The sequence below is a fragment of the Holophagales bacterium genome, assembly GCA_016699405.1.
Lineage (GTDB): Bacteria > Acidobacteriota > Thermoanaerobaculia > Multivoradales > JAGPDF01 > JAAYLR01.
The window spans coordinates 2,143,984-2,167,697 of record CP064972.1; the positions used below are offsets into that span (position 1 = coordinate 2,143,984).

The following is a 23,714-nucleotide window of genomic DNA, read 5'->3' on the forward strand; positions in this document are numbered from 1 at the left end:
ATTCGCCCTTCTGATGCTCGTTTCGTTCCGGCCCCGACCTTTCGTCGTCCGATTCCTGCCGGCCGCGGCCCTCGCCGCGGCCGGATTCGCGTCGCTCGGCCTGCTGGGCTGTGCCACGGCGTCCGCGCCGCGCCAGGCGGAGCAGGAGCGCGTCGTTCCGCGGCGACTCGAGCTGCTCGGTCGGGCAGTCCTTCCCTCGCTGGAGCTGAACGGGACGATCCTCGGAGGCCTCTCGGGGCTCACCTGGGTGTCGGGAGACGACTTCCTCGCGATCAGCGACGACAAGTCGGAGTTCGGCCCGCCGCGTTTTTATCGACTGTCGATCCGACCCGAAGGCGAGCCCGACGGCAAGGGCCGGCGGATCCGGGCGGAGGTACGCGGCTGGACCTCGATCCGGGAGCAGGGCGGTGGTCCCCTCGAGGCCAAGCGAGCCGACCTCGAGGGGATCGCGGCGCTCGGCGAAGGGGACGTCTTCGTGTCGTCGGAGGGCTGGGGGGAGCGGCTGATTCCTCCCTTCGTGACCCACCTCGCTGCCGACGGAGCCTGGCGCGAGGACCTGCCGCTGCCCGAGGCCTTCGTCCCGACCGCCGACGGCCGCCGCGGCGTGCGGTCGAACCTCGCGTTCGAGTCGCTCACCACCACGCCGGATCGTCGCTACCTCTTCACGGCGACCGAAAACGCGCTGGCGCAGGACGGTCCACCGAGCGAGGCGGGGATCTCGAGCCCGTCGCGTCTGCTGCGCTACGACCTTGAGGCGCGTCGCTGGGACCGGCAATGGCTCTACCCGGTGGAGCCGCCGCGCTTCCGCCCACAGCCTGGCGCCGTGCGGGCGGCGGGTCTGGTGGATCTCGAGGCGATCGACGCCGGCCATCTGCTCGCGCTCGAACGCTCGTTCGAGCGGGGCCACGGGTACAACATCCGCATCTTCGCCGTGGAGACGGCGGGTGCCGAGGACATCTCGTCGCGCTTGGCGATGACCGACGGACCGCCGCCGCGTCCGGTGCGCAAGCGCCTGCTCCTCGATCTGACCCGGCTGGGGATTCGGCTCGACAACCTCGAAGGGCTCGCGCTCGGGCGTCGGCTTCCCGACGGACGCCGCCTGCTGGTCCTGGTCTCCGACGACAACTACAAGCACGGCCAGCAGATCAATCAGGTCCTCGTCTTTGCGCTGACGCTCTCCCCCCGTTGAGCGAGGGGACCCGGATCATGCCGCTTCGCGGCGAGGCGCGGCGCCGGTATGATCGCGGCATGACGTCTGGTTTCCGGTTCGCAGGGAGCGCCCTGCTGCTCGCCGCCCTTTTCGCTCCACCGCTTGCCGGCGCGCCCGCGCCGTCGGCCCGGACGCCGGCGGCGAGCCCGGCGCAACGCCCGACCACGCTCGTTCAGGCGTTGACGCAGCAGGCGGTGTTCGCCAAGCGGGCCGCGAAAGCGGTGGGCATCAGCGTGGTCGACCTCGAGACCGGGCGGAGCGTCTTCGGCCTGGCGCCCGACGAGCTGCGGATCCTCGCCTCGAACACCAAGCTCGCCACCACCGCGGCGGCGCTCGACGCCTTCGGCCCCGGAACGCTCTACGAGACGAAGGTCCTGACACGGGGGACGATCGCCGACGGGACGCTGCTCGGCGACCTGGCGGTGGTGGGCAGCGGCGACCCGAACATCTCGGGGCGTTTCAGCGAGGGCGATCCCTACGCCGTCTTTCGGCCCTGGGGCCGTGCGCTCGCCGCCCTCGGCGTGCGACGAGTGGCGGGCGACCTGCTGCTGGTCAACGGCATCTTCGCCCAGCCTCGTGTCCACCCGGACTGGCCGCGCGATCAACTGACGACCTGGTACGAGGCTCCGGTGGACGGGCTCTCGTTCAGCGACAACTGCGTGCTGGTCCGGGTGACGCCGGGTGCCAAGCCGGGTGACCCGGCGCGCGCCGAGACGGTGCCCAAGCTGCCGTACTTCAAGATCCGCAACAGTGCGCGGACGACCGACGACAAGCGGCAGAGCCACCTTTTCGTCGGTCGGCAGGGGGATAGCGACGAGATCGTCGTCGGCGGCTCGATCTGGGCCCGCTCCGGCCCCGCCGAAGAGTGGGTGGCGGTGGTCGACCCGGTCGCCTACTTCGGCGCGGCGCTGCGCGCGGCGCTCGCCGAGGAGGGTGTGGAGGTCGTCGGTGCGCCGCGGGAGGTCCACGGCCTGCCCGAAGGCGAATGGCAGAGCGTCGCCGAGCATCGCAGCGACCTTGCGCTGACGATCGAGGTCACGAACAAGCGCAGCCAGAACTTCTACGCCGAGACGCTGGTCAAGACGCTCGGCCTGCGCCTGGCGGGGGAGGGGAGCTGGGCTCGCGGGGTCGCCAAAGTGGGCGAGTTCCTGCTCGGCCTCGGGCTGCCGGTCGGGAGCTTCGAGCTGGTCGACGGCTCGGGCCTGGCGCGCGGCAACCGGATGACGGCGCGCGGCATGACGATCCTGCTGGAGAAGATGTACCGCCACCGCTTCAGTCGCGAGTTCCTGCTGTCTCTGCCGTGGAGCGGCGAGCCGGGACTGTCGTGGAAGCGCCGCCTCGCCGAGGCGCCCTATCGCGGCAACGTCTTCGCCAAGACGGGGACGATTTCGGGGGTTTCCACGCTCTCCGGCTACGCCAAGGCGAAGTCCGGGAAGGTCTACGCTTTCTCGATCCTCTGCAACCAGATCCGCGGCCTGGGCGAAGCACACCGGGCGCAGGACGCGGTGGTGCGAGCGATCGTCGACGCGGGCTGAGGTCCGCTCTTACCGCGAGGTTTTCTTGGTCGAATCGCCCGAGGCCCGCCCGGCCGACTACCGGCGGCTGATGAAGAAGGTCGAGCAGGTCGTCACCACCATCGAGCGGTCCGACGAGATCGCCGCCACGATCCACAGCCTCATCGACGCGATCATCGGCAAGTTCCGCGACGAGCTCGGACTTTCCGGCGGTCGCCTCTACCGGCGTGAGGGAGACGACTACGTCTTGATGGCCACCTTCGCCGACGCCCATCCGGTGCCCGAGGGGACACGGCTGCCGGCGGACTATCCGCCGATCGAGGCGATGCTGCGCGAGGGAACGGTGGACATGGACCTCGACGACCCGCGGGTCGACCCGGGACTCGAGCAGCAACTCGGCGTGGCGCGCTTCGCGGCGATCGAGGTCGGCGAGGAGGCCTACCTGCTGGCCTTCGACGTCGCTCCCGGGCATCACCGCGAGGACGTCCTCTTCTCGCTCGGCGTGCTGCGGCACAGCATCAACCAGAAGCTGCGGCAGGAGCGGATGGAGGAGGTCTTCCGCGAAGCGCGCAAGATCCAGGCGTCGATCCTGCCGCGCCGGGCGCCGACGTATCACCAGTTCGACATCCACGGCGCCACCCGCACCGTCGAGTCGGTGGGCGGCGACTTCTACGACTTCATCCCGATCACCGAGAAGATGCTCGGCCTGGCGATCGCCGACGTCTCGGGCCACGGCCTGCCGGCGGCGCTGCAGGTGCGCGACATCTACATGGGGCTACGCATGGGGCTGGCGCGCGACTTCAAGATCGTGCGCACCGTCGAGCGCCTGAACGGAATCATCCACCAGAGCACGCTGACCAGCCGCTTCGTCTCGGTCTTCTACGGCGAGCTCGAGCCGTCCGGCGTCTTCATCTACGTCAACGCCGGGCACCCGGCGCCGTTCCATCTGCCGGCCGAGGGGCCGCCGCACTTCCTGACCGAGGGCGGCCCGGTGCTCGGGCCCTTGCCGCAAGCCTCGTACGAGCGGGGGTTCGTCCATGTGAGGGCGGGCGACCTGCTGGTGCTGTACACCGACGGAGTGATCGAGGCCTCGCGTGGGCACGACGCGGAACGCGAAGAGTACGGCGCCGAACGGTTGGCGGCGGCCGCGGCACGCCTGCGCGGGAGACCGGCGCGCGAGATCGTCGACGAGCTCTTCGCCGACATCGACCGCTTCACCGGCGGCGAACCGCCGGAGGACGACCGGACGCTCGTGGTGGTTTCGGCGCCGTAACCGCGACGAGGTCGGCGGTCGCCTCTCGACCTCGCCCCCGACTTCGAAGGAGCGCTCCCGGTCCGGTTGCCGACCGTGGTTCGCTCGGCTCAGGGAATCCGCAGCCGTTGGCCGATGCTGAGGGCGTCGGTGCGCAGGCCGTTGGCGGCGCGGAGCCGAGCGACGGTGGTGCCGTGCATCGCGGCGATGCGGGAGAGCGTGTCGCCGGCGCGGACGCGGTAGGTGTCGCCCGAGCCGACGCGAGCCCCTCGACCGCCCGATCGACCGGCCGGCTTGCTGTAGGTGGGAAGCGACGCCACCTTCTCGCCGAGCTGGGGCACGACCCCCTCGGGGACGCGCAGCGCATACGGGCGGTTGGGCGTGGCTTTCAGTCGGAGCTCGGGGTTGAGATCGGCAAGGGTGCTCGTCGCCAGCCCGAGAGCCTCGTCGAGCTTCTGGAGATCGACCGCCTTCTCCACCTGGGCGAGGGTGAGGCCGGAGAGCGGTGGGTCGGGTGTCGGCAGCACCATGCCGTAGCGCTCGGGGTTCTCGATGATCTGGATCGCTGCGAGCAGCCGGGGCACGTAGCGTCGGGTTTCGAGCGGCAGTTGCTCGTAGAGGTCCCAGAAATCGAGATACTCGGCGTCCGAGCGGCGGCCGAGGCGGAGCAGCCGCGCCTCACCGCAGTTGTAGGCGGCGAGCGCCTTCATCCAGTCGCCGAAGTAGCCGTGCAGGTCGCCGAGGTAGCCGATCGCAGCGTCGGTGGCCTTCTCGGGATCGAGACGTTCGTCGATCCAGGTGTCGCGCGACAGCCCGTAGCGCAGGCCGGTCGAGGCGATGAACTGCCACATCCCGTAGGCGGCGGCGCGCGAGAGGGCGCGCTCCTTGAACCAGCTCTCGACGAGCGGCAGCCAGGAGAGCTGAGCGGGCAACCCGGCGGCCTCGAGCTTGGCGAGGATCATCGGGCGATAGCGACCGGACCGGCGCACACCCTCGAGGAACTGCTCGCGTTCGCCGTTGGTGAAGCTGCGGATTTCGCGCTGCACGTGCTCGTTGTCGACCAGGGCGAGGCCGAGGTCCCACGAGGCCCGCGGTTTGCCACCGGCCGGAGCGTTCACCGTGTAGGCGCGGTGGATCAGCTCGGCGGCCAGCAGGCGGATGTCCTCTTTGGCCTGCAGGTAGGTCTCGTCGCCGTTGTTCGGCAGGGCGAGCATCTTCTCGTAGGCCCGGTCGACGGCATGCAGCGCCGCATCGACCTCGCCGCGCGACAGCAGGGTCGAGGCCTCCTGGCAGAGCTCGAGCGCCTCCTTCTGGGCGGCGAGCGGAGCCGCTGCGGCCTCGTCCTCGGTCGCTTCGGGCTCGTTGTCGATCGCGTCGCCGCTGCCCGGCTTGGCCGACTCGGCGGGGAGCGGCTCGAGAGGGGGCTGCGCCTCGACCAGGACGCCGCGGACGATCTGCGGCGGCGGCGGAGCCGGCGTCGGCTCCGGGGTGGGGACTGGTGTCGGCGCGACCGGGGTCGCCGGTGCAGCGAGAGCGGCGGAAGGTGCCAGGCGCTTGGCGGTCGTCGGAGGGGCAGGGTGACAAGCGGCAAGCGCCGGCAGCAGGCACGTCACGACGAGCAACGAGGAGGCTCGGGCGGATCGAAGGCTCACGCGGGTCTCTCCTCGAAGGGGCTAGGTCCGCCGCTCGGCGATCTCGAGCTCCTGGCGGAGCTTGATGACGCGGTGGGCGGGATAGACGCCGGCGCGCAGCTGCACGCCGGGATAGAGGTGCGTGCCGGCGCCGACGATGCACCCGGGATGGAGAACGCTGTTGCAGCCGGTGGCCACGCCGTCGCCGAGGATCGCGCCGAGCTTGCGCCGGCCGGTCGCGAGCAGCGTACCGCCGTGGGGGATGCCGATCGTCCGCCCGTCGTGGCGGAAGTTGGAGAGGATCGTCCCCGCCCCGAGGTTGACGCCGCGGCCGAGGATCGAGTCGCCGACGTAATTGAGGTGCGGGGCGTGCGCCTTCGGCAGGAAGATCGCCCGCTTGACCTCCGTGTTGGCGCCGACGACCGCGCCGTCACCGAGCCAACTGCCGCCGCGCAGGTAGGCGCCGGGACGGATCTCGACGTCTTCGCCGATCCAGATCGGGCCCTCGATGACGACGCCGTGCGCGATCCGGCTCCCCTTGCCGACGACGATTCGCTCGCCGAGCAACTGCGCGCCCGGCGACACTCGCCCGTCGATCCGCTCGACCGGCAACGCCGCGAGCAGCGCGTCGAGCGGCTCGCCGAGCAGCGCCCACGGTGCGGCCGGGTCGAATCCCGCGGCGAACGCGGCGGGCAGCTCGGCGAAGAGCTCGGGAAGCACGGCGGTTTGCAGCATGGGTGCGACGCCGTTCAGACGGCGGCGGCGAGCTTCGCCCGGTAGTAGGGAAGGCTCAGGTCGAGCCCGTCGGCGAAGGCGACGCGCGGCTGCCAGCCGAACGTGCGCGCGAGCTTCCCGGCGTCGAGGCTGTTGCGCAGCAACTCGGCGGAGACCGCCGGGACATGGGTGGGCTCGGTGCTGGCGCCGAGGCGCGCGGCGATCATGCGGTAGAGATCGTTGAGCGACGTCTCGATTCCGGTGCCGACGTTGTAGGTGCCGGGTCGCCAGTCGCCGACGAGGGCGCGGTTGGCCGCCACCACGTCGGAGACGTGGACGTAGTCGCGCGTCTGCTCGCCGTCGCCGAAGAGACGCGGCGTCTCGCCAGCGAGGAACTTCTCGGCCAGGATGGCGACGATGCCCGCTTCGCCTTTCGGATCCTGACGCGCGCCGTAGACGTTGGCGTAGCGCACGATCACCGGCTCGAGCTCGCCGATCGCGCCGTAAGCCTCGAGGTAGTGCTCGACGGCGAGCTTGGCGCAGCCGTAGGGGCTGGTCGGCCGCGCCGGGTGCGTCTCGTCGCAGGGGAAGGCGTGCTGTTCGCCGTAGACGGTGCCGCCGCTCGAGGCGAAAAGCAGGCGGCGCACGCCGGCCCGCCGGCAGGCCTGGATCAGGTGGAGCGAACCGAGGATGTTGGCTTCGGCGTCGCAGAGCGGATCCTCGACCGAGATCCGCACGTTGGCCTGGGCGGCGTGATGGTCGACGATGTCGACCCGCTCGCCGCGCAGGATGTCGGCGAGGCCGTCGTCACGCAGGTCGCGGTGGAGGAAGGTCGCTCCGGCCGGCACGTTCTCACGCCGCCCGGTGACCAGACTGTCGAGCACCAGGACGCGGTGGCCGTCGGCGAGGAAAGCCTCCGCGAGATGCGAACCGATGAAACCGGCTCCGCCGGTGACTAGGATGGTCGCCATGACGGCCAAGCATACCGGGCTGGGGCAGCCGATGGCACCCCCGGGAGAGACCCCGGCGACTCCGCTTTCTCCGACCTTCTTCGCGCGCGACACATCCCGAGTGGCGCGCGAGCTGCTCGGACAGCTCCTGGTGCGTCGAATCGACGCGACGACGATCGTCGCGCGAATCGTCGAAACCGAGGCCTACCTCGGGGCCGAGGATCGCGCCAGCCACGCCTGGGCAGGACGGCGGAGCGCGCGCAACGCCGCGCTCTACCTTCCGCCCGGGACCGCCTACGTCTATTTCATCTACGGCATGCACTTCTGTCTCAACGTGGTCGCCAACACCGATGGCGGTGGCGGAGCGGTGCTCTTCCGCGCGGCCGAGGTGGTCGCCGGACACGACGAGGTGAGGCGCCGTCGCGGCTTCGTCGACCGGGAGCCGCGGTCGGGCGACCTGCTCGGCGGCCCGGGTCGCCTCTGTCGCGGGCTCGGCGTGGATCGAGGGTTCGACGGCCTGCCCTTCGCCGGCGGGGGGCTCGAGCTCGTCGCGGCTCTTCCCGTGGCGGACCCGGCGGTCGCCGTCGCGCCGCGCGTCGGCATCGCCTACGCCGGCGAGGCGGCGGCCTGGCCGCTGCGCTTCGCCCTCCGCGGGCATCGCGACGTATCGCGACCGCAGCTGAGGTGACCTTGCTGCCGAGGAGCGGTGCCCGCTCCGACGCCGCGGGCGGGGGCCGCGTCGGCGCGGTCAGTGCCTCGTCTGCAGCCGGATGTGACCGGCCTTGGTGAGCTTCCAGAAGAGCAGGAGGGTGTCGAGCGCCGGCATCGGCGAGAGCTTGAGCAGCGACTGGATGGTATCGCTGCCGTTGATCCGCGTGAGGATGAACCCCTCCTGTGGCGAGATGCGCAGCTTCGTCAGCTCTTCCATGGTGCGCGCCAGCGCCGGGATCGCCTGCGGCAGGACGCCGGCGCGCTCGATCTCGAGCCGGACCCCGTCCTCGACGCGCGTCAGCTCGCTGCCGAGCTTCTTGTTGTCGGGGTCGAGGCAGCGAGCGGCGCGCATGTAGCGCAGCGCCTGCTCGAGATCCCCCTTGCCGAGATGGCGGGTGGCCGCCTCGCCGAGCGAGTCGGCGTCGACGACCGTTCCGGTCGACGTCGCCGGCGCCGCCTTCGCCGTCGGCCCGGGCTCGGCAGCCGCTGGTGCCCGCGGTCGCACGAACTTCAGGCGGCCGGCCTGATTCTGGCGGAAGAGGTGGCGGCAGACGTAGAACTCGCTGGCATGCACCGCGCCGGCGATCTCCTCGACAGTCCGCGTGTCGTCGATCATCGACAGCACCTGGCGACCGCCGGTGTCGATCTCGCTCTCGTCGAACGCGGCGACCGCCACCGGGATGCACTGCATGCTGGGGATGGTCTCGCGGATGCGCCGCCACTCGTCGATGCGCTGCATCCCTTCGAGGACGATGCCGGTAACGTCGATGGCTACCGGCACCATCGACTCGTCCGGCAGCTCCTTGTCGAGAAAACGGAACTCGCCCTCCGGCCAGGCGAACACGTCGAAGATGCTCTCCTCGGCCTTGTGCAGGAGCATCCGGTGGACGTCCTGCTCGGAGATCGCGCCCAGAGTGACGAGGATCTTGCCGAGCAGCATCTTGTTGCTCGCCTGCATCTGGACGGCCTGGGTGAGCTCGAGGTCGGTGATGAACCCGCGGCTGACCAGGAAACTGCCGAGGTGCTCCCGCGGGTCGGTCGAGGCCGACGAGATGATCATCCCGTCGCGGAAGAAGATGCGCTTCTCGACGTGACCGTTGTCGACCACCAGCGTCCCGGTCTTCTGCGCCTGCGAAAGCCACTGGAGGAGCTCGGCGAGCTCCATGGTGCGCAGATTTCCAGTGATGCTCATGGCGGGAACGCGATTATAGCCACCACCCCGGGGGGGACGCTGCGCAGGAGCCGGCGGCGGTCTCCCTGGGGACAGAACGGCCCGGTGTCGGGCGGACCGACACCGGGCCGGCGCTCGCTCGTCGTCGCGGGTGCCGACTCAGTTGAAGCGCACCGGCACCGACGTGCTCTCGCGCCGGATCGTGTCGACGAAACGGATGATCTGCCGCGACAGCGACATGAAGAGCGTCGAGGTCCGCGAGCCGCCGCCGAAGAAGCGCACGCCCTTGAGCAACTCGCCGTCGGTCACCCCGGTGGCGCTGAAGACGATGTGCTCGCCCGGCGCCAGGTCCTCGGTGCGGTAGATCTTGCCGAGGTCGTGGTAGCCCAAGGTGTGGAGACGATCGCGCTGCTTGTCGTCGAGCGCCGTCAGGCGAGCCATGATCTCGCCGCCCAGGCAGCGCATCGCCGCCGCGGTGATCACCCCTTCGGGCGCGCCGCCGATCCCCATCACCGCATGGACGCCGGTACCGCGCACCGCCGCGGCGATGCCGGCCGACAGGTCGCCGTCGCCGATCAGCCGGATGCGTGCCCCGGCGGAGCGGATGTCGGAGATCAACTGGGCGTGGCGGGGCCGGTCGAGCACGACGATGATCAGGTCCTCGATGTCGCGCTCGAACGCTTTGGCGAGGTTGCGCAGGTTCTCCGACACGGGAGCGTCCAGGTGGACGCAGCCCTTGCCGGTCGGGCCGACCACCAGTTTCTCCATGTAGCAGTCGGGCGCATGCAACAGGCCGTGGCGTTCGGCGGCCGCCAGGACGCAGGTGGCGTCGGGCGCGCCGGTGACGCAGAGGTTGGTGCCTTCGAGCGGGTCGACGGCGATGTCGATCTGCACCGCGTCAGCGCGGCCCTTCAGCGCACCGACCTCCTCGCCGACGTAGAGCATCGGCGCTTCGTCGCGTTCGCCCTCGCCGATCACCACCCGTCCGGCCATCGGCAACTGGTCGAGCTGCTCGCGCATCGCCTCGACCGAGACGCGGTCGGACTCGTCGCGGTTGCCGAAGCCCATCGTCTTGGCCGCGGCGATCGCCGCCCGCTCGGTGACACGGATGAAGTCGTTCTCGAGGAATCGGTCGAGGGACATCAGATCTCCTACTTGGCGGGAGTGGCGGCCGGAGCCGCCTTCTCTGACCGCATCGGGGGGTTGTAGGCCGGAATGCCGGTCACCGCTTCGCCGATGACCAGTCCGTGGATGTCGTGGGTGCCCTCGTAGGTGAACACCGACTCGATGTTCAGCATGTGGCGGATCACCGGGTAGTCGTCGACGATTCCGTTGGCGCCGAGGATCTCGCGCGACAGCCGGGCGCACTCGCGCGCCACCCAGACGTTGTTGCGCTTGCCGAGCGAGACGTGGTGCGGCTTGATCCGGCCGGCGTCCTTGAGGTGGGCGAGCTGCAGGGCGAGCAGCTGTCCCTTGGTGATCTCGCTGATCATCCAGGCGAGCTTCTCCTGGACGATCTGATGGCTGGCGATCGGCTGGCCCATGAACTGGATCCGCTGCTTGGCGTATTCGAGCGCCGTCCAGTAGCACTCCATCGCCGCGCCGAGACCGCCCCAGGCGATGCCGTAGCGAGCCTGGTTGAGGCACATGAGCGGGTTCTTGAGCCCGCTCGTATGCGGCAGGATCGCGTCCGCCGGAATGCGGCAGTTGGAAAAGCCGAGCTCGGAGGTGGTCGAGGCGCGCAGCGAGAACTTGCCGTGCTGGTTCGAGGCGGTGAAGCCCGGTGTCCCCTTCTCGACCAGGAAGCCGCGGATCCCCTCGGCGGTCTTCGCCCACACCACCGCGACGTCGGCGAGCGTGCCGTTGGTGATCCACTGCTTGCTGCCGTCGAGGACCCACTCGGCGCCGTCACGCCGCGCCGTAGTGCGCATGCCGCCCGGGTTCGAGCCGAAGTCTGGTTCGGTCAGGCCGAAGCAGCCGATCGCCTCGCCGGTGGCCAGGCGCGGGATCCAGCGGTCCTTCTGCTCCGTGGAGCCGAAGGCGTGGATCGGGTACATGACGAGCGAGCTCTGCACCGAGGCGAAGCTGCGCAGTCCCGAATCGCCGCGCTCGAGCTCCTGCATGATGAGACCGTAGGAGACGCTGTCGAGACCGGGCAGGCCGTAGTCCGAAATCGTCGAACCGAAGAGGTTGAGCTTGCCCATGTCGGGCACCAGCTCGAGGGGCGTTCGAGCGTCGCGGTGGCACTCCTCGATGATCGGTTTGACCTTGTCCTCGACCCACGCGCGCACGGTATCGCGCACCAGCCGCTGCTCCTCGGTCAGCAGGGCATCGAATTCGATGAAATCGACTCCGGGGAAACGGCTCAAGTCTGTCCTCCTTGGCGGAAGGGAGTGGCAGGCTCGCGCGGCGGGAGCGGCGAAACCCGAAAAAGCATAGCACGCGCACTTCGCACCGCCGGGGTGCCGGAGGGCTCCCGGTGCGCCGTCCTGCCGCGGCCGAACCGCCGCTCGGCGGTGTCGTCGGCGGGCAACTCCGCTCGCGATAGGATCGCGCCAATGGCCAGCTTCCCGGGCGGCAGTGCGTTCGCGATGGCGCGCGACATCGGCGGCGGGTATGTGCTGGTGACCGAACGCACCTACCAGCGCTTCTCGGTCGAGGAGCTCGATCAGCTCGCCTTCGAGCTCGACCGCTCGTTGCGCGAGACGCGCGGCGACCAGCCCCCGCTCGAGGATCTGGCGGCGATCCAGCTCCGCAACCGCAAGCTCCAGCGACTCACCGGGGCGCTCACGATGCTGCGCGGCTACCAGCAGCGGGTGCGCTCGCGCGCTCCGCGGCCGGCCGACGGGAAGCCGGGCGATCCCCGCTCCGGCAGCCGCTGAGACCCCGCCGAGATCCGACCTGCCAATGCTCGCGCTGCTCCGCCTCTGGGCCCCGCCGCTGCTCTCGGTGCTCACCGTCTATGCTTTCGATCGCGCGGCGGCGCGGCGCGGGCTCTCTCCTCCCGGCTTCGTCGACCCGCTGCGGCGCGCGCCGTTTCTCGTGCTGCTGGCGCTCGTCCTCGCCTTCGGCGTCTTCGCCGGCCTTGCCACGGTCGGCGTGTCCGAGTCGCCGGATTTCTCCGCCGTGCCGACGGCGCAGCTCTTCCTGCTCCACGTCCTCTTCCTGGTGACCCTGGCCTGCTGGTACGCGATGGGCTGGGGGGGATTCGCTCCCGCCGGAGGCTCTCACGCGCGCGAGCTGGCCTCCCAGCTCGGCTTGCGGGCGGTGCGCCTCGACGTCGAGCTGGGGATCGGGGTGCTGGCCGGTCTCGCCGGCTGGCTGGGAGTGCTGACCATCCTGGTCGGCGTCGGGTTGGTGATCTACGCCGTCGGCGGCCAGGGGGCGCTCCCCGAGGCGCCGCCGGCGGCGATCGTCTGGATCGCCGGACTTCCGGTGGCCCTGCGCCTCGCCCTGGCCCTGTCCGCGGGGGTCGTCGAGGAGCTCTTCTTCCGCGGATTCCTGCAACCTCGACTCGGGCTCGCCGGAGCGACCTGCCTCTTCGTGCTCGCCCACCTGAGCTACGACCAGCCGCTGATGCTCGTCGGGATCACCCTGCTGTCGCTCTTCTACGGCGCGCTGGTCATCTGGCGGCAGAGCCTCTGGGCGGCGATCGTCGCCCATGCCCTTTTCGACGCCGTGCAGCTGCTGGTGGTCATCCCTCTCGCGCTGCGCTTCGTCCCGGCAGGGGGAGGCGGCTGATGGGGCCGAGCGATGGTCTTCTGATGCGATTTCCCGGCCGGGGACTCTGCTAGACTGCCGCCCCGAAACGGGATTTCCGCATGACGGAACTTCAGTCGCGCGAGTACAACCTCGTCATCGCCAGCCGCTTCGAGAACATCGAGCTCGTTCAGGTGGTGATCGACGACGCGTTGCGCCAGGTGGCAGCGAACGACGACCAGCGGCACTGGATCGGTCTGGCGCTGCGCGAGGCGCTGGCGAATGCCATCAAGCACGGCAACCGCCAGGACGCGAGCCGGCAGGTGGAGGTCTCCGCCACGGTCTCCCCGGTGCAGGTCAAGATCCGGGTAATCGACCAGGGCGAGGGCTTCGATCCCGATCGGATCCGCGACCCGCTCGCGCCGGAGAACCGCTTCCGCGCGGACGGCCGGGGAATCTTCTACATGCGCCGGCTGATGGACGCCGTGGAGTTCGGCGCCGACGCCGGCGGTGGCACCGTGGTCGAACTGGTCAAGCATCTCGCCGCGCCCGCCGCGGACACCGCGTCGGGAAGCGGCGCAGTCCCGAAATCCGACACCAGCAATAGTTCCCCACAGGAGGGACGGTCATGAAGATCGACGTGCGCGAGCGCGAGGGCGTCCGGGTCCTCGACATCGAAGGCAAGATCACCATCGGCAAGGGCGACGTGGCGCTGCGCGAAGCGGTGCACGAGCAGCTCGGCAAGGGCGCGAGCAAGATGCTCATCAACCTCGCCGCGGTCTCGACGATCGACTCGTCCGGGGTGGGCGAGCTGGTCAGCGCGTTCACCACGGTCACCAACCGTGGCGGCAAGCTCAAACTGGTCAATCTGCCGGCGAAGGTCAACGACATCCTGCAGATCACTCAGCTGATCACCGTTTTCGAGACCTTCGAAAACGAGGAGGAGGCGCTCCGCTCGTTCTGAGCCGCGACGGCCTTTGAGCCCGATCGGCTCGTCAGCAGCACCCGATCTCGGTCCCTATCTGGCGGCCCTCGCCGAACGCGTCGAGCGACGGCTCGGTGAGCGGCTGCCTCGCGCCGAGGATCGGCCGAAGTCGGTCCATGCGGCGATGCGCTATGCCGCGACCGGACCCGGGAAGCGCCTGCGCCCCGTCCTGACGCTGGCCGTCGGGGAGATGCTCGGCGGCGGGCGCGATGCGGCCGCCGAGGACCTGGCGGTGGCCGTCGAGCTGGTGCACGCCTCGTCGCTGGTCCTCGACGACCTTCCGGCGATGGACGACGCCGACCGACGACGTGGACGGGCGACGACCCACAAGGTCTTCGGCGAGGCGATCGCGCTGCTCGCCGCCTTCGGGCTGCTCAACCGGGCGTTCGCCCTGGTCGCCGAAGCCGGCCAGCGGCTGCGCCTCAGCCGCTACACCCCCGAGGATCTGGTGCATCATCTCGCCCTGGCGATCGGGTCCGAAGGGCTGATCGGCGGACAGGCGCTCGACCTCGAGGCCGTCGCCGGACCGCCCGCTCTCGAACGGCTCGAGTACATCCACAGCCACAAGACCGGCGCGCTGTTCTTGGCGGCCGCCGAGCTCGGCGCGATGGCGGCCGACGCGCGTCGTCGCGACCTCGAGGCGGTCGGGGCCTATGCCAAGAACCTCGGACTGGCGTTTCAGATCACCGACGACCTCGTCGACGTGCTGTCGACGCCGGAAGAGGCCGGCAAGGACACCGGCAAGGACGTCGGCAAGGTGACCTTCGTCGGCCTGCTCGGCGTCGACGGTGCCCGCGCCCTCGCCGCCGAGCTGCTGGACTTCGCCGTGGCGGCGCTCGAGCCGCTGGGGCGGCGCGCCGACCCGCTGCGCGTGCTCGCGCGCTACGTGCTCGGGAGGCGGCGGTGAGCTCGCCCGCCGAGCTCGAGGCGGTGCGCGAGGAGCTGCGGCGGCTCGGTTACCTCTCTCGCCGTCTCGACCGCTTCCTCCTGCAGGACGGGCTGCGCCCGCGGGGCGGGCTGGGCGCCTGGCTGCGCCTGGCCGGCAAGGTCGGCCTGACCGCGGGCGGCGGCCTGGCGCTGGTGGCCTCCGGCGGCCTGGCGCTCGCCAACGGCAGCCTGGCGGCGGCGCCGGCGGACCCGGCGGTGCTCTTTCTCCACCTCGTCGTCCCGCTCGGCCTGGCGGCGGCCGCCCTGTTCCTGGCCCTCGCCGGGGCGCTCGCGGCCGCGCTGCGCTGGCTCCCGGTGCGGCGGTTCGAAGCGGTGCCGACGGCGCTCGCCGCGGCGGTGGCGGGCGCGCTCGCCGGGGCGGGGCTCTGGCAGGCCTGGGGCCATCTCCGGTCGCTGCCCCGCCCGCAGGTGGCCCTGGCGCTCGTCGCCGGCCTGGCGGCGGCGGCCGGCCTCGCCGCGCTCCTCGACCGCGCGCTGCTCGCCCTGGCCATCGGCATGACGCGACACGCTCCGGCGGGGCGGCGACTCTCGCCGCGTCGTCTCGCGCTCGCGGCGCTGCTGCTGGCCGTGGCGCTCGCCCTGCCGCTTCTCCTGAGCGCCCGGCAGGTTCCGGCCACGCCGGTCGCCTCGCTGCCGATGGCGCCGGGGGACCGGGTGCTGCTGCTGGCCGTCGATGGCGTGCTGCCCGGCGAGCTCGACTACCTCCTCGCCCGCGGGGAGCTGCCGACGCTCGCCGAGCTGGCGGCGGCCGGCTCCGGCTGGCGGCCCTACCGTCGCCCCGCGATGGTGCCAGCCACTTTCTGGACCGGGGTCGCCACCGGGGTCGCCCCGGCCGCCCACGGCGTGGTGGCGCTCGACGCCGTCGAGCCGCTCGGCGTCAGCGTGCCCCTCGCCCGCCTCGGTCCGACGCGCGCGGTCTGGCGATTCTGGTCGGAGCCGCTCGGTCTCGCGGTGGTGCGCCCGCTGCTCGCCGGCCGGCGCCGGGCGGCGGCCCTCTGGGAGCTGGCGTCGCGGGGCGGCGCCCCGGTGCTGGCGGTCAACTGGTGGGCGACGTTCCCCGCCGAGCCGCTGCCCGGTCTCGTCGTGGCCCACGGCGCGCGGCAGCTCCTCGCCGAGGGCGCGGTCGGGGCGGTGGCGCCGGAGGAGCGCGGACCGGGACTCGCGGCGCTCGCGGCGGACACGAGCGCCGACCCGGCGTCGCTCGCCGCGCTGCGGGCGCTCGGCGAGCCGGAGCGCGCCCGCATCGCGGGGATGGCGCTCGCTCCCGACGCGCTCTACCGCCGGGTGCTCGCCGACGAGGTCGGCGGAAGGCCCCGCGTGGCCGCGCTCTACCTGCCCGGACTCGACATCGCGGCCGAGGGCTGGAGCGGCGGCGACCTCGCCTTCGCCGATCTGCTGCGCGCCGAGCTCGCGGCCGCCGACCGGCTCCTCGCCGACGGCGGGGGGTTCGACACCGTGGCGGTCATCGTCGACCCGGGCCGCCGCGGCGCGGTCGGGGAGGGGCGGGCGATGCTCTGGCGGCGGGCGGGCTGCGGCGGGCCGGCGCGGCCCGCGGTCGAGGTCTGGCAGGTCGAGGCCGTGACCGCCGCGCTCTTCCGGGCGGCGGGGCTGCCGCAGAGCGCCGAGCTCCCGGAGCCGGTCGCGGCCTGCCGCTGGCCGGAGCCGCCGGCGCGGGTCCCCACCTATGGGGGACGGCCCGCCGGGGCGCCGCGACCCGCCTCCGACGCCGAGTACCTGAAGAGCCTGCGCGCGCTCGGCTACCTCTGAGCCGCCGGGGTGGCCCGTAGTCCGAGGAGGGCGAGGGCGGCGCAGCCGGCGAGGGCGGCCGCCGTCGCGAAGGCCGCCTCCGGCGAGAACGACTCCCAGACCCATCCGAACCAGAGGCTGGCCGCGAGCGTGGCGAGCCCCGTCACCAGATGGAAGGCGCCGAGCGCGCTGCCGAGCGCCGAGGTCCCCGCCGACTCGGCGACGAGCGCCCGCTCCGCGCCTTCGGTCAACCCCCACGCGAAGGCGTAGGGGAGAAGAAGCAGCGCGAGCGCGCGGGGTCCGTCGGCGAGGGCGAACCCGAAGTAGGTGGCGCCGTAGAGCGTCCAGCCGAGCAGCAGCGCTCGCCGGTGGCCGATCTGGTCGGCGAGGCGGCCGGCCGGGGCCGAGGCCAGCGAGCGGACGAGGTGGAAGCCCGACCAGAGCAGGGCCAGGCCCGCGGCCGGCAGGCCGAGGTCGCCGGCGCGCAGCAGCAGGAACGCGTCGCTCGAGTTGGCCAGCGCGAACAGGCAGAAGCTCGCGAGGAGCGGCCCGAGTCCCGCTGCGGAGCGGACCCCGGTGGGGACGGCGGCGGGGGCCGGCGCCGCGGGCGCCGGCCTTGCGACCGGGGGCTCGCGCAGGCCGAGCTGGACGACGGCCCAGCCGACGAGCGCCGGGACGGTGGCGAGGGCGAAGACGATCCGGACCCGCCCCGGCGCCGCCAGCAGCACCGCCGCCGCGATCAGCGGGCCGACCGCGGCGCCGAGGTGGTCGAGGCCGCGGTGGAAAGAAAAGGCGAAGGCGCGATCGTGCGGTGGCGTGCTCTGCGCGATCAGCGCGTCGCGCGGCGCCGTACGGATCCCCTTCGCCAGGCGATCCCAGGCGCGCAGGGCGAGCACCTGCCAGGTCGCGCCGGCCACCGCGAGCAGGGGGCGCGCGATGGCCGAGAGACCGTACCCGGCGGCGACGAACGGCTTGCGCCGGCCGAAACGGTCGCTGGCGCGGCCTGCGGCCCCTTTGACCAGCGACAGGACGCCTTCGGCGACCGCCTCCATCGCCCCCAGCGTCGCGGCGCCGCCGCCGAGCGCGGCGAGGAAGCCGGGGAGCAGCGGGTAGACCATCTCGCTCGCCACGTCCTGGAAGAACGAGGCGGCGCCGAGCCTCCGCACGGCCGGCGGCAGCCCGGTTCCACGGTAGATCGCCTGGATGCGCCCGAGCCGGTTCATGGGATGCGGTGTCGGGAAGCCTAGCCCGGCCTGCGGTCGCCTGCACAGAGCCTCGGGAGCGATCGGCGGTAGAGTGGGGCTCCACGCGCGAAGACAGTCCAGGGAGGATCCTCGTGTCGGGCTCCAGGTTCCTGACGCACCCCCTCTTGTCGCCGCTGCGGCGGCTCTACCGCGCCGCGCTGCGGGGCGGGCGCGGTCTCCTCAACCGCCTCGGGCTGAACGTCGACCGGGCCGGGGACGACGACTCGCCGCTGCCGGTGCTGGCGGGCCTGGCGGCGAACCGGGCGCGGTGGGACCGGCCGAGCGCCCTGGTCGGAGTCGCGCGCGATCTGGACGCGATGGAGCGCCTGCTCGGCCGTCTCGCGGCGACCCATGGGGAGGAGGTCCCGCGCCTCCCGCCCTTCGCCGAGCTGAAGCGCGAGCGGCTCGGTCCGGGTTTCACCGAGGTCGACGCGGTGCTCGCCTATTGGATGGTGCGCGACCTACGGCCGTCGCGCATTGTCGAGGTGGGGTCGGGCCTGTCGACGCGTGTCCTCGCCTTCGCGGCGGCGCGCAACGGCGCGGAAGGCGCGCCCTGCGAGATGCGCTGCATCGATCCGTTCGGCAAGGCGGCGGCGCTCGCCGCGCTCGGAGTCGAAGTGATCCGCGAGGAGGTCCAGGCCCTGCCGGTCGATTGGTTCTCGTGGCTCGGACCGGGCGACCTGCTGTTCATCGACAGCAGTCACGTGGTGCGCATCGACGGGGCGGTGCCGTTCCTCCACCTCGAGGTCGTGCCGCGGCTGCCGGTGGGGGCGCTGGTGCACGTGCACGACGTGCACTTCCCCTACGTCACGCCGTTTCCCGCCGAGGCCTACCTCTTCCGGGCCAAGTGGCCGCGCTACTGGACCGAGGCGATGCTGCTCCAGGCCTTCCTGGCCTTCAACTCCAGCTTCGCAGTCGTGCTCTCGGCGGCCCTGCTGCGATTCCACCGCGAGGCGGCGCTGGCGGCGGCGATCCCCGGCTATCGAGGGGTCGATCCGGCCGATCACGACACGCACGCGGGGTCGATCTGGTTGCGACGCGAGCGCTGAGCGCGGGTCGCCGGTCCTCCAGCGCTCCGGCGGGACCGCGGCGCGCCGGCAGGTCGGGTCGGAGCCGCCATTTGCTAGGATCCTCGGCTCATTCGACGTCGGAGTCGGCGGGGACGCTCGCCGCACCGACGGTCCGCCGCGGAGGAGCCCCCCCGAGATGTCCCGACGCTTTGCCCCAGTTGCCCTGCTCGCCCTGCTCCTCTCCGTGTCCGGCGCCGTCCCGGCGAGCGCGGCGGGGCCCGCCGTCGCGTCCCCGGCCGCGGCCGGGGGCTCGCCGCGCGTCGTGGTCCTGGGCTTCGACGGCGTCGACGCCAAGCTCACCGAGCAGTGGATGGCCGAAGGCCGGTTGCCGAACCTCGCGCGGCTGCGCGACCAGGGAACCTACGCCGCGCTGCGCTCGACCGTGCCGTCGCAGACGCCGGTCTCGTGGTCGACCTTCTCGACCGGCCTCAACCCCGGCCGGCATGCGATCTTCGACTTCCTCAAGCGCGACACCAAGACCTATCGCCCGAGCTTCGCGGCGTTCGACGAGACGACGGTGCCTTTCCTCTGGGGGAAGGCCAACCCCTGGGTGCTCGGTGGCGGCGCGGCGCTGCTCGCTCTGCTCGTCGGCTGGTTGGCCGTCCGGTGGATCGCGCCTCGCCGCGCGGTCCCGATCGCTGCCGCGCTTGCCCTGCTGGTCGGCGGCGGCGCAGGGTGGGTGGCCCACACGATGATCCCGACCGAGCGACCGTTGGCGGTGAACCGACAGCAGGGGGAGACCTTCTGGGAGCTGTTGGGAAAGGCCGGCAAGCGGGTGCGGGTCATGCGAATTCCGGTGACCTTCCCGCCGGAGCCGTTCGAGCATGGCGAGTTGCTCTCCGGTCTGGGCACGCCCGACCTGTCCTTCCGCATCGGCAAGCCGTTCTACTTCACCTCGGAGCTCTTCTTCCAGCCGAAGGCCGGTGGCGATTTCTCGGTCGAAGTCGTCGAGCTCGAGGACAACAAGGGTGAGATCCGCACCGAGATCAAGGGGCCGCCGAACAAGCTGTTTCCCGCCAAAGGGCCGTACCTGACGCTGCCGATGACGCTGCGAATCGCTCCCGATCGCGGGTCGCTCGGCGTCGAGGTTTCGGGCTCGCGCTTCGACCTGCGGCCGGGCGACTGGAGTCCGTGGGTGCGCTTCACCTTCGCCTACAACCCGCTCCTCAAGCTGCACGGCATCGGACGTTTCCGGCTCATGGGGCTCGACCCGGAGATCCGGCTCTACCTCTCGCCGATCCAGTTCGACCCGGAGAACCTGCCGCCGATCGTCGACCTGACGGCGCCCGGCTCGTTCGTCGATCGTCTGACGTCGCGCTTCGGGCTCTTCAAGACGATCGGCTGGATGATCGACACCTGGTCGATCACCAGCGGCACGATCGACGAGAAGGTGTTCTTCGAGGACGTCGAGGCGACGGTCTCCAAGGACGAGGAGATGCTCGCCGGCCTGATCGCCGACGACTGGGACGTCTACGTCCACTACTTCGAGTTCACCGATCGCGTGCAGCACGTCATGTGGCGCTACGTCGATCCGAAGCATCCGCTCTACACCGAGGAGGGGCACGCCCGGTGGGGCGACTCGATCCGCCAGGCGTACGAGCGGATGGACCGGATCGTCGGCAAGGTGATGGCGACGATGCCGAAGGACGCGGTCCTTTTCGTCGTCTCCGACCACGGTTTCGTCTCGTGGCGCCGCACGATGAACTACAACACCTGGCTCGCCAAGAACGGCTACCTGGTTCTCAAGGGCGAGGCTCCCGGTCGCGCCAACCTCGAGGACCTGTTCGACAAGGGCGAGTTCTTCGTCACCGTCGACTGGTCGAAGACGCGGGCCTATGCGATGGGCCTCGGCGACATCTACGTGAACCTCAAGGGCCGCGAAGGGCAGGGGATCGTCGAACCGGGAGAGCCGTACCGCGCGCTGCTCGCCGAGATCAAGGGGAAGCTCGAGGGCTACGTCGACGAGGAGACCGGCGACAAGCCGGTGGCCTACGTCTGGACGCGCGACGAGGCCTACGGCGTCTACGACCCCGAGCTGATCCCCGACATGTTCGCCTCCAACAGCGAGGGCTATCGCGTCGGCTGGCAGGACACCCTCGGCATCGTCGCCAAGAACGTCGTCGAGCCGAACCGCGACATCTGGAGCGCCGATCACTGCTCCGTCTATCCGCCCTTGGTCAAGGGGATCCTCTTCAGCAACCGCCGGCTGGATGCGCCTGATCCGTACATGGCCGACGTGATGCCGACGCTGCTCGAGCTCCAGGGGGTCACCTCTCCGGTCCAGCTCGACGGCCGCAGCCTCTGGCCGCGCGGAGCGGCCGCCCGGTAGCGACGATGGACGACGCCGCCAGGCGATTGCGGGTCCGATGGCGATCGGCAGCGGCGCTCGCCCTGCTCCTGTCGGCGCTGCTCGCCCTGGCGCCGATGGCCCCGGTCGCCGCGCAGGCGTCGACCACGGCGGCAGATCGTGAGCGCGAGCTCGAGGAGATCCGGCTCGAGATCACTCGTCTGCAGGCTCGTCTCGGCGAGGTGCGGCATCAGGCGGCCGACCTCTCGGCTCAGGTCGAGCGAACCGGGCTCGAGCTCGAGCTGCAGGAAAAGCGGATCGCCGAGGCGGTGGCGGCGCGCGACCTCTCGGCGGCGCGCCGCAGCGCCAGCGCGGCCTCGGTGGCAGCGCTCGAGTCGCAGCTCGAAGGGGTGCGCGCCGAGCTCCGCGGCCGGATGCTGACGCTCTACCGGCTCGGTCGCCCCGGCTACCTGCGGCTCTTCCTGTCGCTCGAGCCGGGGCGCAACCTGTTGCCGGCGATCCGCCAGCTCCGCTTTCTCGCGCGGCGCGACGCCGACCTCACCAACCGCTACGTCGAGGCGCGGGCGCGGCTCGCGCTCGAGCGCGACGAGCTCGCGGCCCAAGAGCGTGAAGCGCAATCGTGGGTGGCGCGCGAGGAGGAGCGGCGGCACGAGCTCGACAAGATGCGCCGCGACCAGACGGCCTTGCTCGCCCGCTTCGAGGGCGAGTCGCGACGGCTGGAGAGTCGCGCCGGCGTGCTCGCCGAGCGCGAGCGCCGGCTCTCGAACTTCCTCGACTTCCTCTACGGCCGGGCCGACCCGATCCTCTCGGGCCGCCCGATCCGCGACTTCCGCGGTCTGCTCGAACGCCCGGTGCCGGGGCGCATCCTCGAGCCGTTCGGTCCGCGGCTCGACCCGCGCTACGGCACGCGGACCCCGCACCATGGCGTCGATTTCGCGACCTCGCGCGGCGAGCCGGTCCATGCGGTCTACTCCGGGCAGGTCGCCTTCGCGGCGCCGTTCGAAGGCTACGGGCCGACCGTCATCCTGCAGCACTCTGGCGGGGTCTTCACGCTCTACGCCGGTCTCGGGCGTCTCCAGGTGGCGCGAGGGGATGTGGTAGCTTTGCGACAGGTCCTGGGAGAAGCTGCCGACCGGCTCTATTTCGAGGTCCGTGTCGACAATCGTCCCGAGGATCCCCTGGCCTGGACTCGCCGATGACCCTGCCTTCGCCGCTGCGCCGACGCCTCGTCTTCCTGCTGCTCTCCCTGGCGGTCGTGACGCCGTTCATCGTCGCGGCCTCGCAAGCCGCGGGTGCTGCCAAGGAGGGTTCCAAGGAGGCCGGCAAGGTCGAGGTCGAAGACGACTCGATCTTCAAGTACCTCACGGTCTTCACCGAAGTGCTCGGCCTGGTGCGCAGCGCCTACGTCGAGCCGACCGAGCCGGAAGTGCTGATGACCAGCGCTCTCGACGGGACGGTCGACGCGCTCGATCCGTTCGCCTCCTTCGTGCCCGCCTCTGCCGCGCAGAAGTTCGGGGAGGCCGCGCGCGTGGGTGCCTCGCGCAGCGGGTTGCGACTGGCTCGGGAGCGCGGCATGGTCTTCGTCGCCACGGTCGACGAGGGTGGTCCGGCGGCGAAGTCCGGGGTGGCGGTCGGCGACATCCTGGCCAAGCTCGACGGTGCGTCGTCCCGGCAGATGCCGTTCTGGGAGATCGAGGCGCGATTCGCCGCGGCCGAGGGGACGCACGTCGATTCCGAGTGGATCCGCCGCGGCGAGATGAAGAAGGTCGATCTCGTCCTGGCGTCGTTCGCGGCAGCGGCCCCGAGTCTCTCGGAGAGTCGCGGGGTGCCGGTGCTGCATCTGCCGCAGCTCACCTCCGCCACGGTGGCGCAGGTTCGCGAGTTGCTCGCGGCGCAGCATCCGACGCGACTGGTTTTCGACCTGCGTGGTACCACCGGAAGCGATCCACGGGCGGCTTTCGACCTCGGCGCGCTCTTCGCCGACGGCGAGCTCGGTCAGTTGAAGGTCCGCGACAAGTCCGTCGAGACCTTCACCGACACCACCCCGAACCTCTTCGCGGGAGAGATGGTGGCTCTGGTCGATCGCTCGACGGTCGGACCGGCCGAGGTCCTCGCCGCGCTGCTGCAGCAGCGCGCCGGTGCGCGCCTGGTGGGGGAGCGCACCTTCGGGTACGCTGGCCGACAGGAGACCGTCACACTCTCCGACGGGTCCCGCCTTCGCCTCGCGACCGGCTTCTACACCGGACCCGACGGCAAGCCGATCTCGACTGGCCTCTCGCCTGACCTCTCGGTCGACGAGTCGACCCGTCGCTTCGGCGAGAAGGACGAGCCGCTCGGCGAGCTGATCCTGCGCAAGGGAGTCGGGCTGCTGCTCGGCGAGGAGAAGCTGCCGGAGAAGAAGGCCGCCTGATCCCGTCGGGTCCCGTCGCCGGCCGCGACGGTTCCGGCCCTTGCGGCGGTCGCCGACGCCGCATTCCCCCATGAGTCCTCGTCGTCCTCGTCGCCGGTCCTCCGGGGCCTGGGTCGTGATCCTGATCGCTGGTCTGGTGGTCGGCCTGGCC

21 protein-coding genes are annotated in these 23,714 nt (G+C 71.4%); 14 read left to right on the top strand and 7 right to left on the bottom strand.

Features of this window, described 5'->3' with window-relative positions; translation table 11 throughout:
- Positions 1-13 precede the first annotated feature (13 nt).
- The 3 genes from IPJ17_08950 to IPJ17_08960 are packed head-to-tail and all read left to right on the top strand — an operon-like array spanning position 14 to position 3,997.
- Entirely contained in the window at positions 14-1,189 is a 1,176-nt protein-coding gene (locus IPJ17_08950; GenBank protein QQR75680.1) for an esterase-like activity of phytase family protein, read from the top strand.
- Between the two features lie 59 nt (positions 1,190-1,248).
- A complete protein-coding gene (gene dacB, locus IPJ17_08955; protein QQR75681.1) occupies positions 1,249-2,745 on the top strand; it encodes a D-alanyl-D-alanine carboxypeptidase/D-alanyl-D-alanine-endopeptidase in 1,497 nt (498 codons plus the stop codon).
- 25 nt (positions 2,746-2,770) lie between these two features.
- On the top strand, positions 2,771-3,997 hold the full coding sequence (locus IPJ17_08960; GenBank protein QQR75682.1) for a PP2C family protein-serine/threonine phosphatase: 1,227 nt from the start codon (positions 2,771-2,773) through the stop codon (positions 3,995-3,997).
- Positions 3,998-4,086: 89 nt separating this feature from the next.
- Here the strand turns inward: IPJ17_08960 and IPJ17_08965 are convergent, their stop codons facing one another.
- Genes IPJ17_08965 through IPJ17_08975 form a run of 3 tightly spaced genes read right to left on the bottom strand, consistent with a single transcriptional unit; the run spans position 4,087 to position 7,292 of the window.
- Positions 4,087-5,628, bottom strand: coding sequence for a transglycosylase SLT domain-containing protein (locus IPJ17_08965; protein ID QQR75683.1), 1,542 nt, complete (start codon positions 5,626-5,628; stop codon positions 4,087-4,089).
- A gap of 21 nt (positions 5,629-5,649) precedes the next feature.
- The gene (locus IPJ17_08970) at positions 5,650-6,342 is read right to left on the bottom strand and encodes a hypothetical protein (GenBank protein QQR75684.1); all 693 of its coding nucleotides are present in this window, start codon (positions 6,340-6,342) and stop codon (positions 5,650-5,652) included.
- A 14-nt stretch (positions 6,343-6,356) separates the two neighbouring features.
- Entirely contained in the window at positions 6,357-7,292 is a 936-nt protein-coding gene (locus IPJ17_08975; GenBank protein QQR75685.1) for an NAD-dependent epimerase/dehydratase family protein, read from the bottom strand.
- Here IPJ17_08975 and IPJ17_08980 point away from each other — a divergent pair.
- Complete coding sequence (locus IPJ17_08980; GenBank protein ID QQR75686.1) at positions 7,291-7,959, top strand: DNA-3-methyladenine glycosylase; 669 nt, start codon at positions 7,291-7,293, stop codon at positions 7,957-7,959. The genes IPJ17_08975 and IPJ17_08980 overlap by 2 nt on opposite strands.
- 60 nt (positions 7,960-8,019) lie before the next feature.
- On the opposite strand, the gene IPJ17_08985 is transcribed toward IPJ17_08980, so the two are convergent.
- The 3 genes from IPJ17_08985 to IPJ17_08995 all read right to left on the bottom strand — a co-directional run bounded on the left by IPJ17_08985 (position 8,020) and on the right by IPJ17_08995 (position 11,522).
- Positions 8,020-9,174, bottom strand: coding sequence for a DUF4388 domain-containing protein (locus tag IPJ17_08985; protein ID QQR75687.1), 1,155 nt, complete (start codon positions 9,172-9,174; stop codon positions 8,020-8,022).
- A 138-nt stretch (positions 9,175-9,312) separates the two neighbouring features.
- A complete protein-coding gene (gene glpX / locus IPJ17_08990; protein QQR75688.1) occupies positions 9,313-10,296 on the bottom strand; it encodes a class II fructose-bisphosphatase in 984 nt (327 codons plus the stop codon).
- A gap of 8 nt (positions 10,297-10,304) precedes the next feature.
- Positions 10,305-11,522 (bottom strand): acyl-CoA dehydrogenase family protein, encoded by a 1,218-nt coding sequence (locus IPJ17_08995; GenBank protein ID QQR75689.1) that lies wholly within the window; start codon positions 11,520-11,522, stop codon positions 10,305-10,307.
- 189 nt (positions 11,523-11,711) lie between these two features.
- Here IPJ17_08995 and IPJ17_09000 point away from each other — a divergent pair, with 189 nt between their 5' ends.
- The 6 genes from IPJ17_09000 to IPJ17_09025 all read left to right on the top strand — a co-directional run bounded on the left by IPJ17_09000 (position 11,712) and on the right by IPJ17_09025 (position 16,552).
- A complete protein-coding gene (locus IPJ17_09000; protein QQR75690.1) occupies positions 11,712-12,035 on the top strand; it encodes a hypothetical protein in 324 nt (107 codons plus the stop codon).
- A 25-nt stretch (positions 12,036-12,060) separates the two neighbouring features.
- Complete coding sequence (locus tag IPJ17_09005; GenBank protein ID QQR75691.1) at positions 12,061-12,894, top strand: CPBP family intramembrane metalloprotease; 834 nt, start codon at positions 12,061-12,063, stop codon at positions 12,892-12,894.
- Positions 12,895-12,974: 80 nt separating this feature from the next.
- Complete coding sequence (locus IPJ17_09010) at positions 12,975-13,484, top strand: ATP-binding protein (protein QQR75692.1); 510 nt, start codon at positions 12,975-12,977, stop codon at positions 13,482-13,484.
- Positions 13,481-13,816 carry an STAS domain-containing protein gene (locus IPJ17_09015; protein QQR75693.1) on the top strand — a complete coding sequence of 112 codons (336 nt, stop codon included), beginning with the start codon at positions 13,481-13,483 and terminating at the stop codon, positions 13,814-13,816. The genes IPJ17_09010 and IPJ17_09015 overlap by 4 nt, the downstream gene beginning before the upstream one ends.
- Before the next feature lie 13 nt (positions 13,817-13,829).
- Complete coding sequence (locus IPJ17_09020; protein QQR75694.1) at positions 13,830-14,744, top strand: polyprenyl synthetase family protein; 915 nt, start codon at positions 13,830-13,832, stop codon at positions 14,742-14,744.
- On the top strand, positions 14,741-16,552 hold the full coding sequence (locus IPJ17_09025) for an alkaline phosphatase family protein (protein QQR75695.1): 1,812 nt from the start codon (positions 14,741-14,743) through the stop codon (positions 16,550-16,552). The genes IPJ17_09020 and IPJ17_09025 overlap by 4 nt, the downstream gene beginning before the upstream one ends.
- Here IPJ17_09025 and IPJ17_09030 read toward each other — a convergent pair.
- Positions 16,543-17,754, bottom strand: a complete 1,212-nt coding sequence (locus IPJ17_09030) for an MFS transporter (GenBank protein QQR75696.1) — start codon at positions 17,752-17,754, stop codon at positions 16,543-16,545. The genes IPJ17_09025 and IPJ17_09030 overlap by 10 nt on opposite strands.
- A 113-nt stretch (positions 17,755-17,867) precedes the next feature.
- Here IPJ17_09030 and IPJ17_09035 point away from each other — a divergent pair, with 113 nt between their 5' ends.
- The 4 genes from IPJ17_09035 (at position 17,868) to IPJ17_09050 (ending at position 23,563) form a co-directional block, all read left to right on the top strand.
- Positions 17,868-18,824, top strand: a complete 957-nt coding sequence (locus IPJ17_09035; protein ID QQR75697.1) for a class I SAM-dependent methyltransferase — start codon at positions 17,868-17,870, stop codon at positions 18,822-18,824.
- Positions 18,825-18,981: 157 nt separating this feature from the next.
- Positions 18,982-21,174, top strand: a complete 2,193-nt coding sequence (locus tag IPJ17_09040) for an alkaline phosphatase family protein (GenBank protein QQR75698.1) — start codon at positions 18,982-18,984, stop codon at positions 21,172-21,174.
- 5 nt (positions 21,175-21,179) lie between these two features.
- Complete coding sequence (locus IPJ17_09045; protein ID QQR75699.1) at positions 21,180-22,352, top strand: peptidoglycan DD-metalloendopeptidase family protein; 1,173 nt, start codon at positions 21,180-21,182, stop codon at positions 22,350-22,352.
- On the top strand, positions 22,349-23,563 hold the full coding sequence (locus IPJ17_09050) for a PDZ domain-containing protein (GenBank protein QQR75700.1): 1,215 nt from the start codon (positions 22,349-22,351) through the stop codon (positions 23,561-23,563). The genes IPJ17_09045 and IPJ17_09050 overlap by 4 nt, the downstream gene beginning before the upstream one ends.
- Positions 23,564-23,714: the final 151 nt, after the last annotated feature.

Bases quoted from the DNA above. Each gene is read 5' to 3' on its own strand.
- IPJ17_09005 (QQR75691.1), top strand. From the start codon at position 12,061: ATGCTCGCGCTGCTCCGCCTCTGGGCCCCGCCGCTGCTCTCGGTGCTC.
- IPJ17_09045 (QQR75699.1), top strand. From the start codon at position 21,180: ATGGACGACGCCGCCAGGCGATTGCGGGTCCGATGGCGATCGGCAGCG.
- IPJ17_08970 (QQR75684.1), bottom strand. From the start codon at position 6,342: ATGCTGCAAACCGCCGTGCTTCCCGAGCTCTTCGCCGAGCTGCCCGCC.
- glpX (QQR75688.1), bottom strand. From the start codon at position 10,296: ATGTCCCTCGACCGATTCCTCGAGAACGACTTCATCCGTGTCACCGAG.
- IPJ17_09015 (QQR75693.1), top strand. From the start codon at position 13,481: ATGAAGATCGACGTGCGCGAGCGCGAGGGCGTCCGGGTCCTCGACATC.
- IPJ17_09010 (QQR75692.1), top strand. From the start codon at position 12,975: ATGACGGAACTTCAGTCGCGCGAGTACAACCTCGTCATCGCCAGCCGC.
- IPJ17_08950 (QQR75680.1), top strand. From the start codon at position 14: ATGCTCGTTTCGTTCCGGCCCCGACCTTTCGTCGTCCGATTCCTGCCG.
- IPJ17_08980 (QQR75686.1), top strand. From the start codon at position 7,291: ATGACGGCCAAGCATACCGGGCTGGGGCAGCCGATGGCACCCCCGGGA.
- IPJ17_08975 (QQR75685.1), bottom strand. From the start codon at position 7,292: ATGGCGACCATCCTAGTCACCGGCGGAGCCGGTTTCATCGGTTCGCAT.
- IPJ17_08985 (QQR75687.1), bottom strand. From the start codon at position 9,174: ATGAGCATCACTGGAAATCTGCGCACCATGGAGCTCGCCGAGCTCCTC.
- IPJ17_09040 (QQR75698.1), top strand. From the start codon at position 18,982: ATGTCCCGACGCTTTGCCCCAGTTGCCCTGCTCGCCCTGCTCCTCTCC.
- IPJ17_09000 (QQR75690.1), top strand. From the start codon at position 11,712: ATGGCCAGCTTCCCGGGCGGCAGTGCGTTCGCGATGGCGCGCGACATC.
- IPJ17_09050 (QQR75700.1), top strand. From the start codon at position 22,349: ATGACCCTGCCTTCGCCGCTGCGCCGACGCCTCGTCTTCCTGCTGCTC.
- IPJ17_09030 (QQR75696.1), bottom strand. From the start codon at position 17,754: ATGAACCGGCTCGGGCGCATCCAGGCGATCTACCGTGGAACCGGGCTG.
- dacB (QQR75681.1), top strand. From the start codon at position 1,249: ATGACGTCTGGTTTCCGGTTCGCAGGGAGCGCCCTGCTGCTCGCCGCC.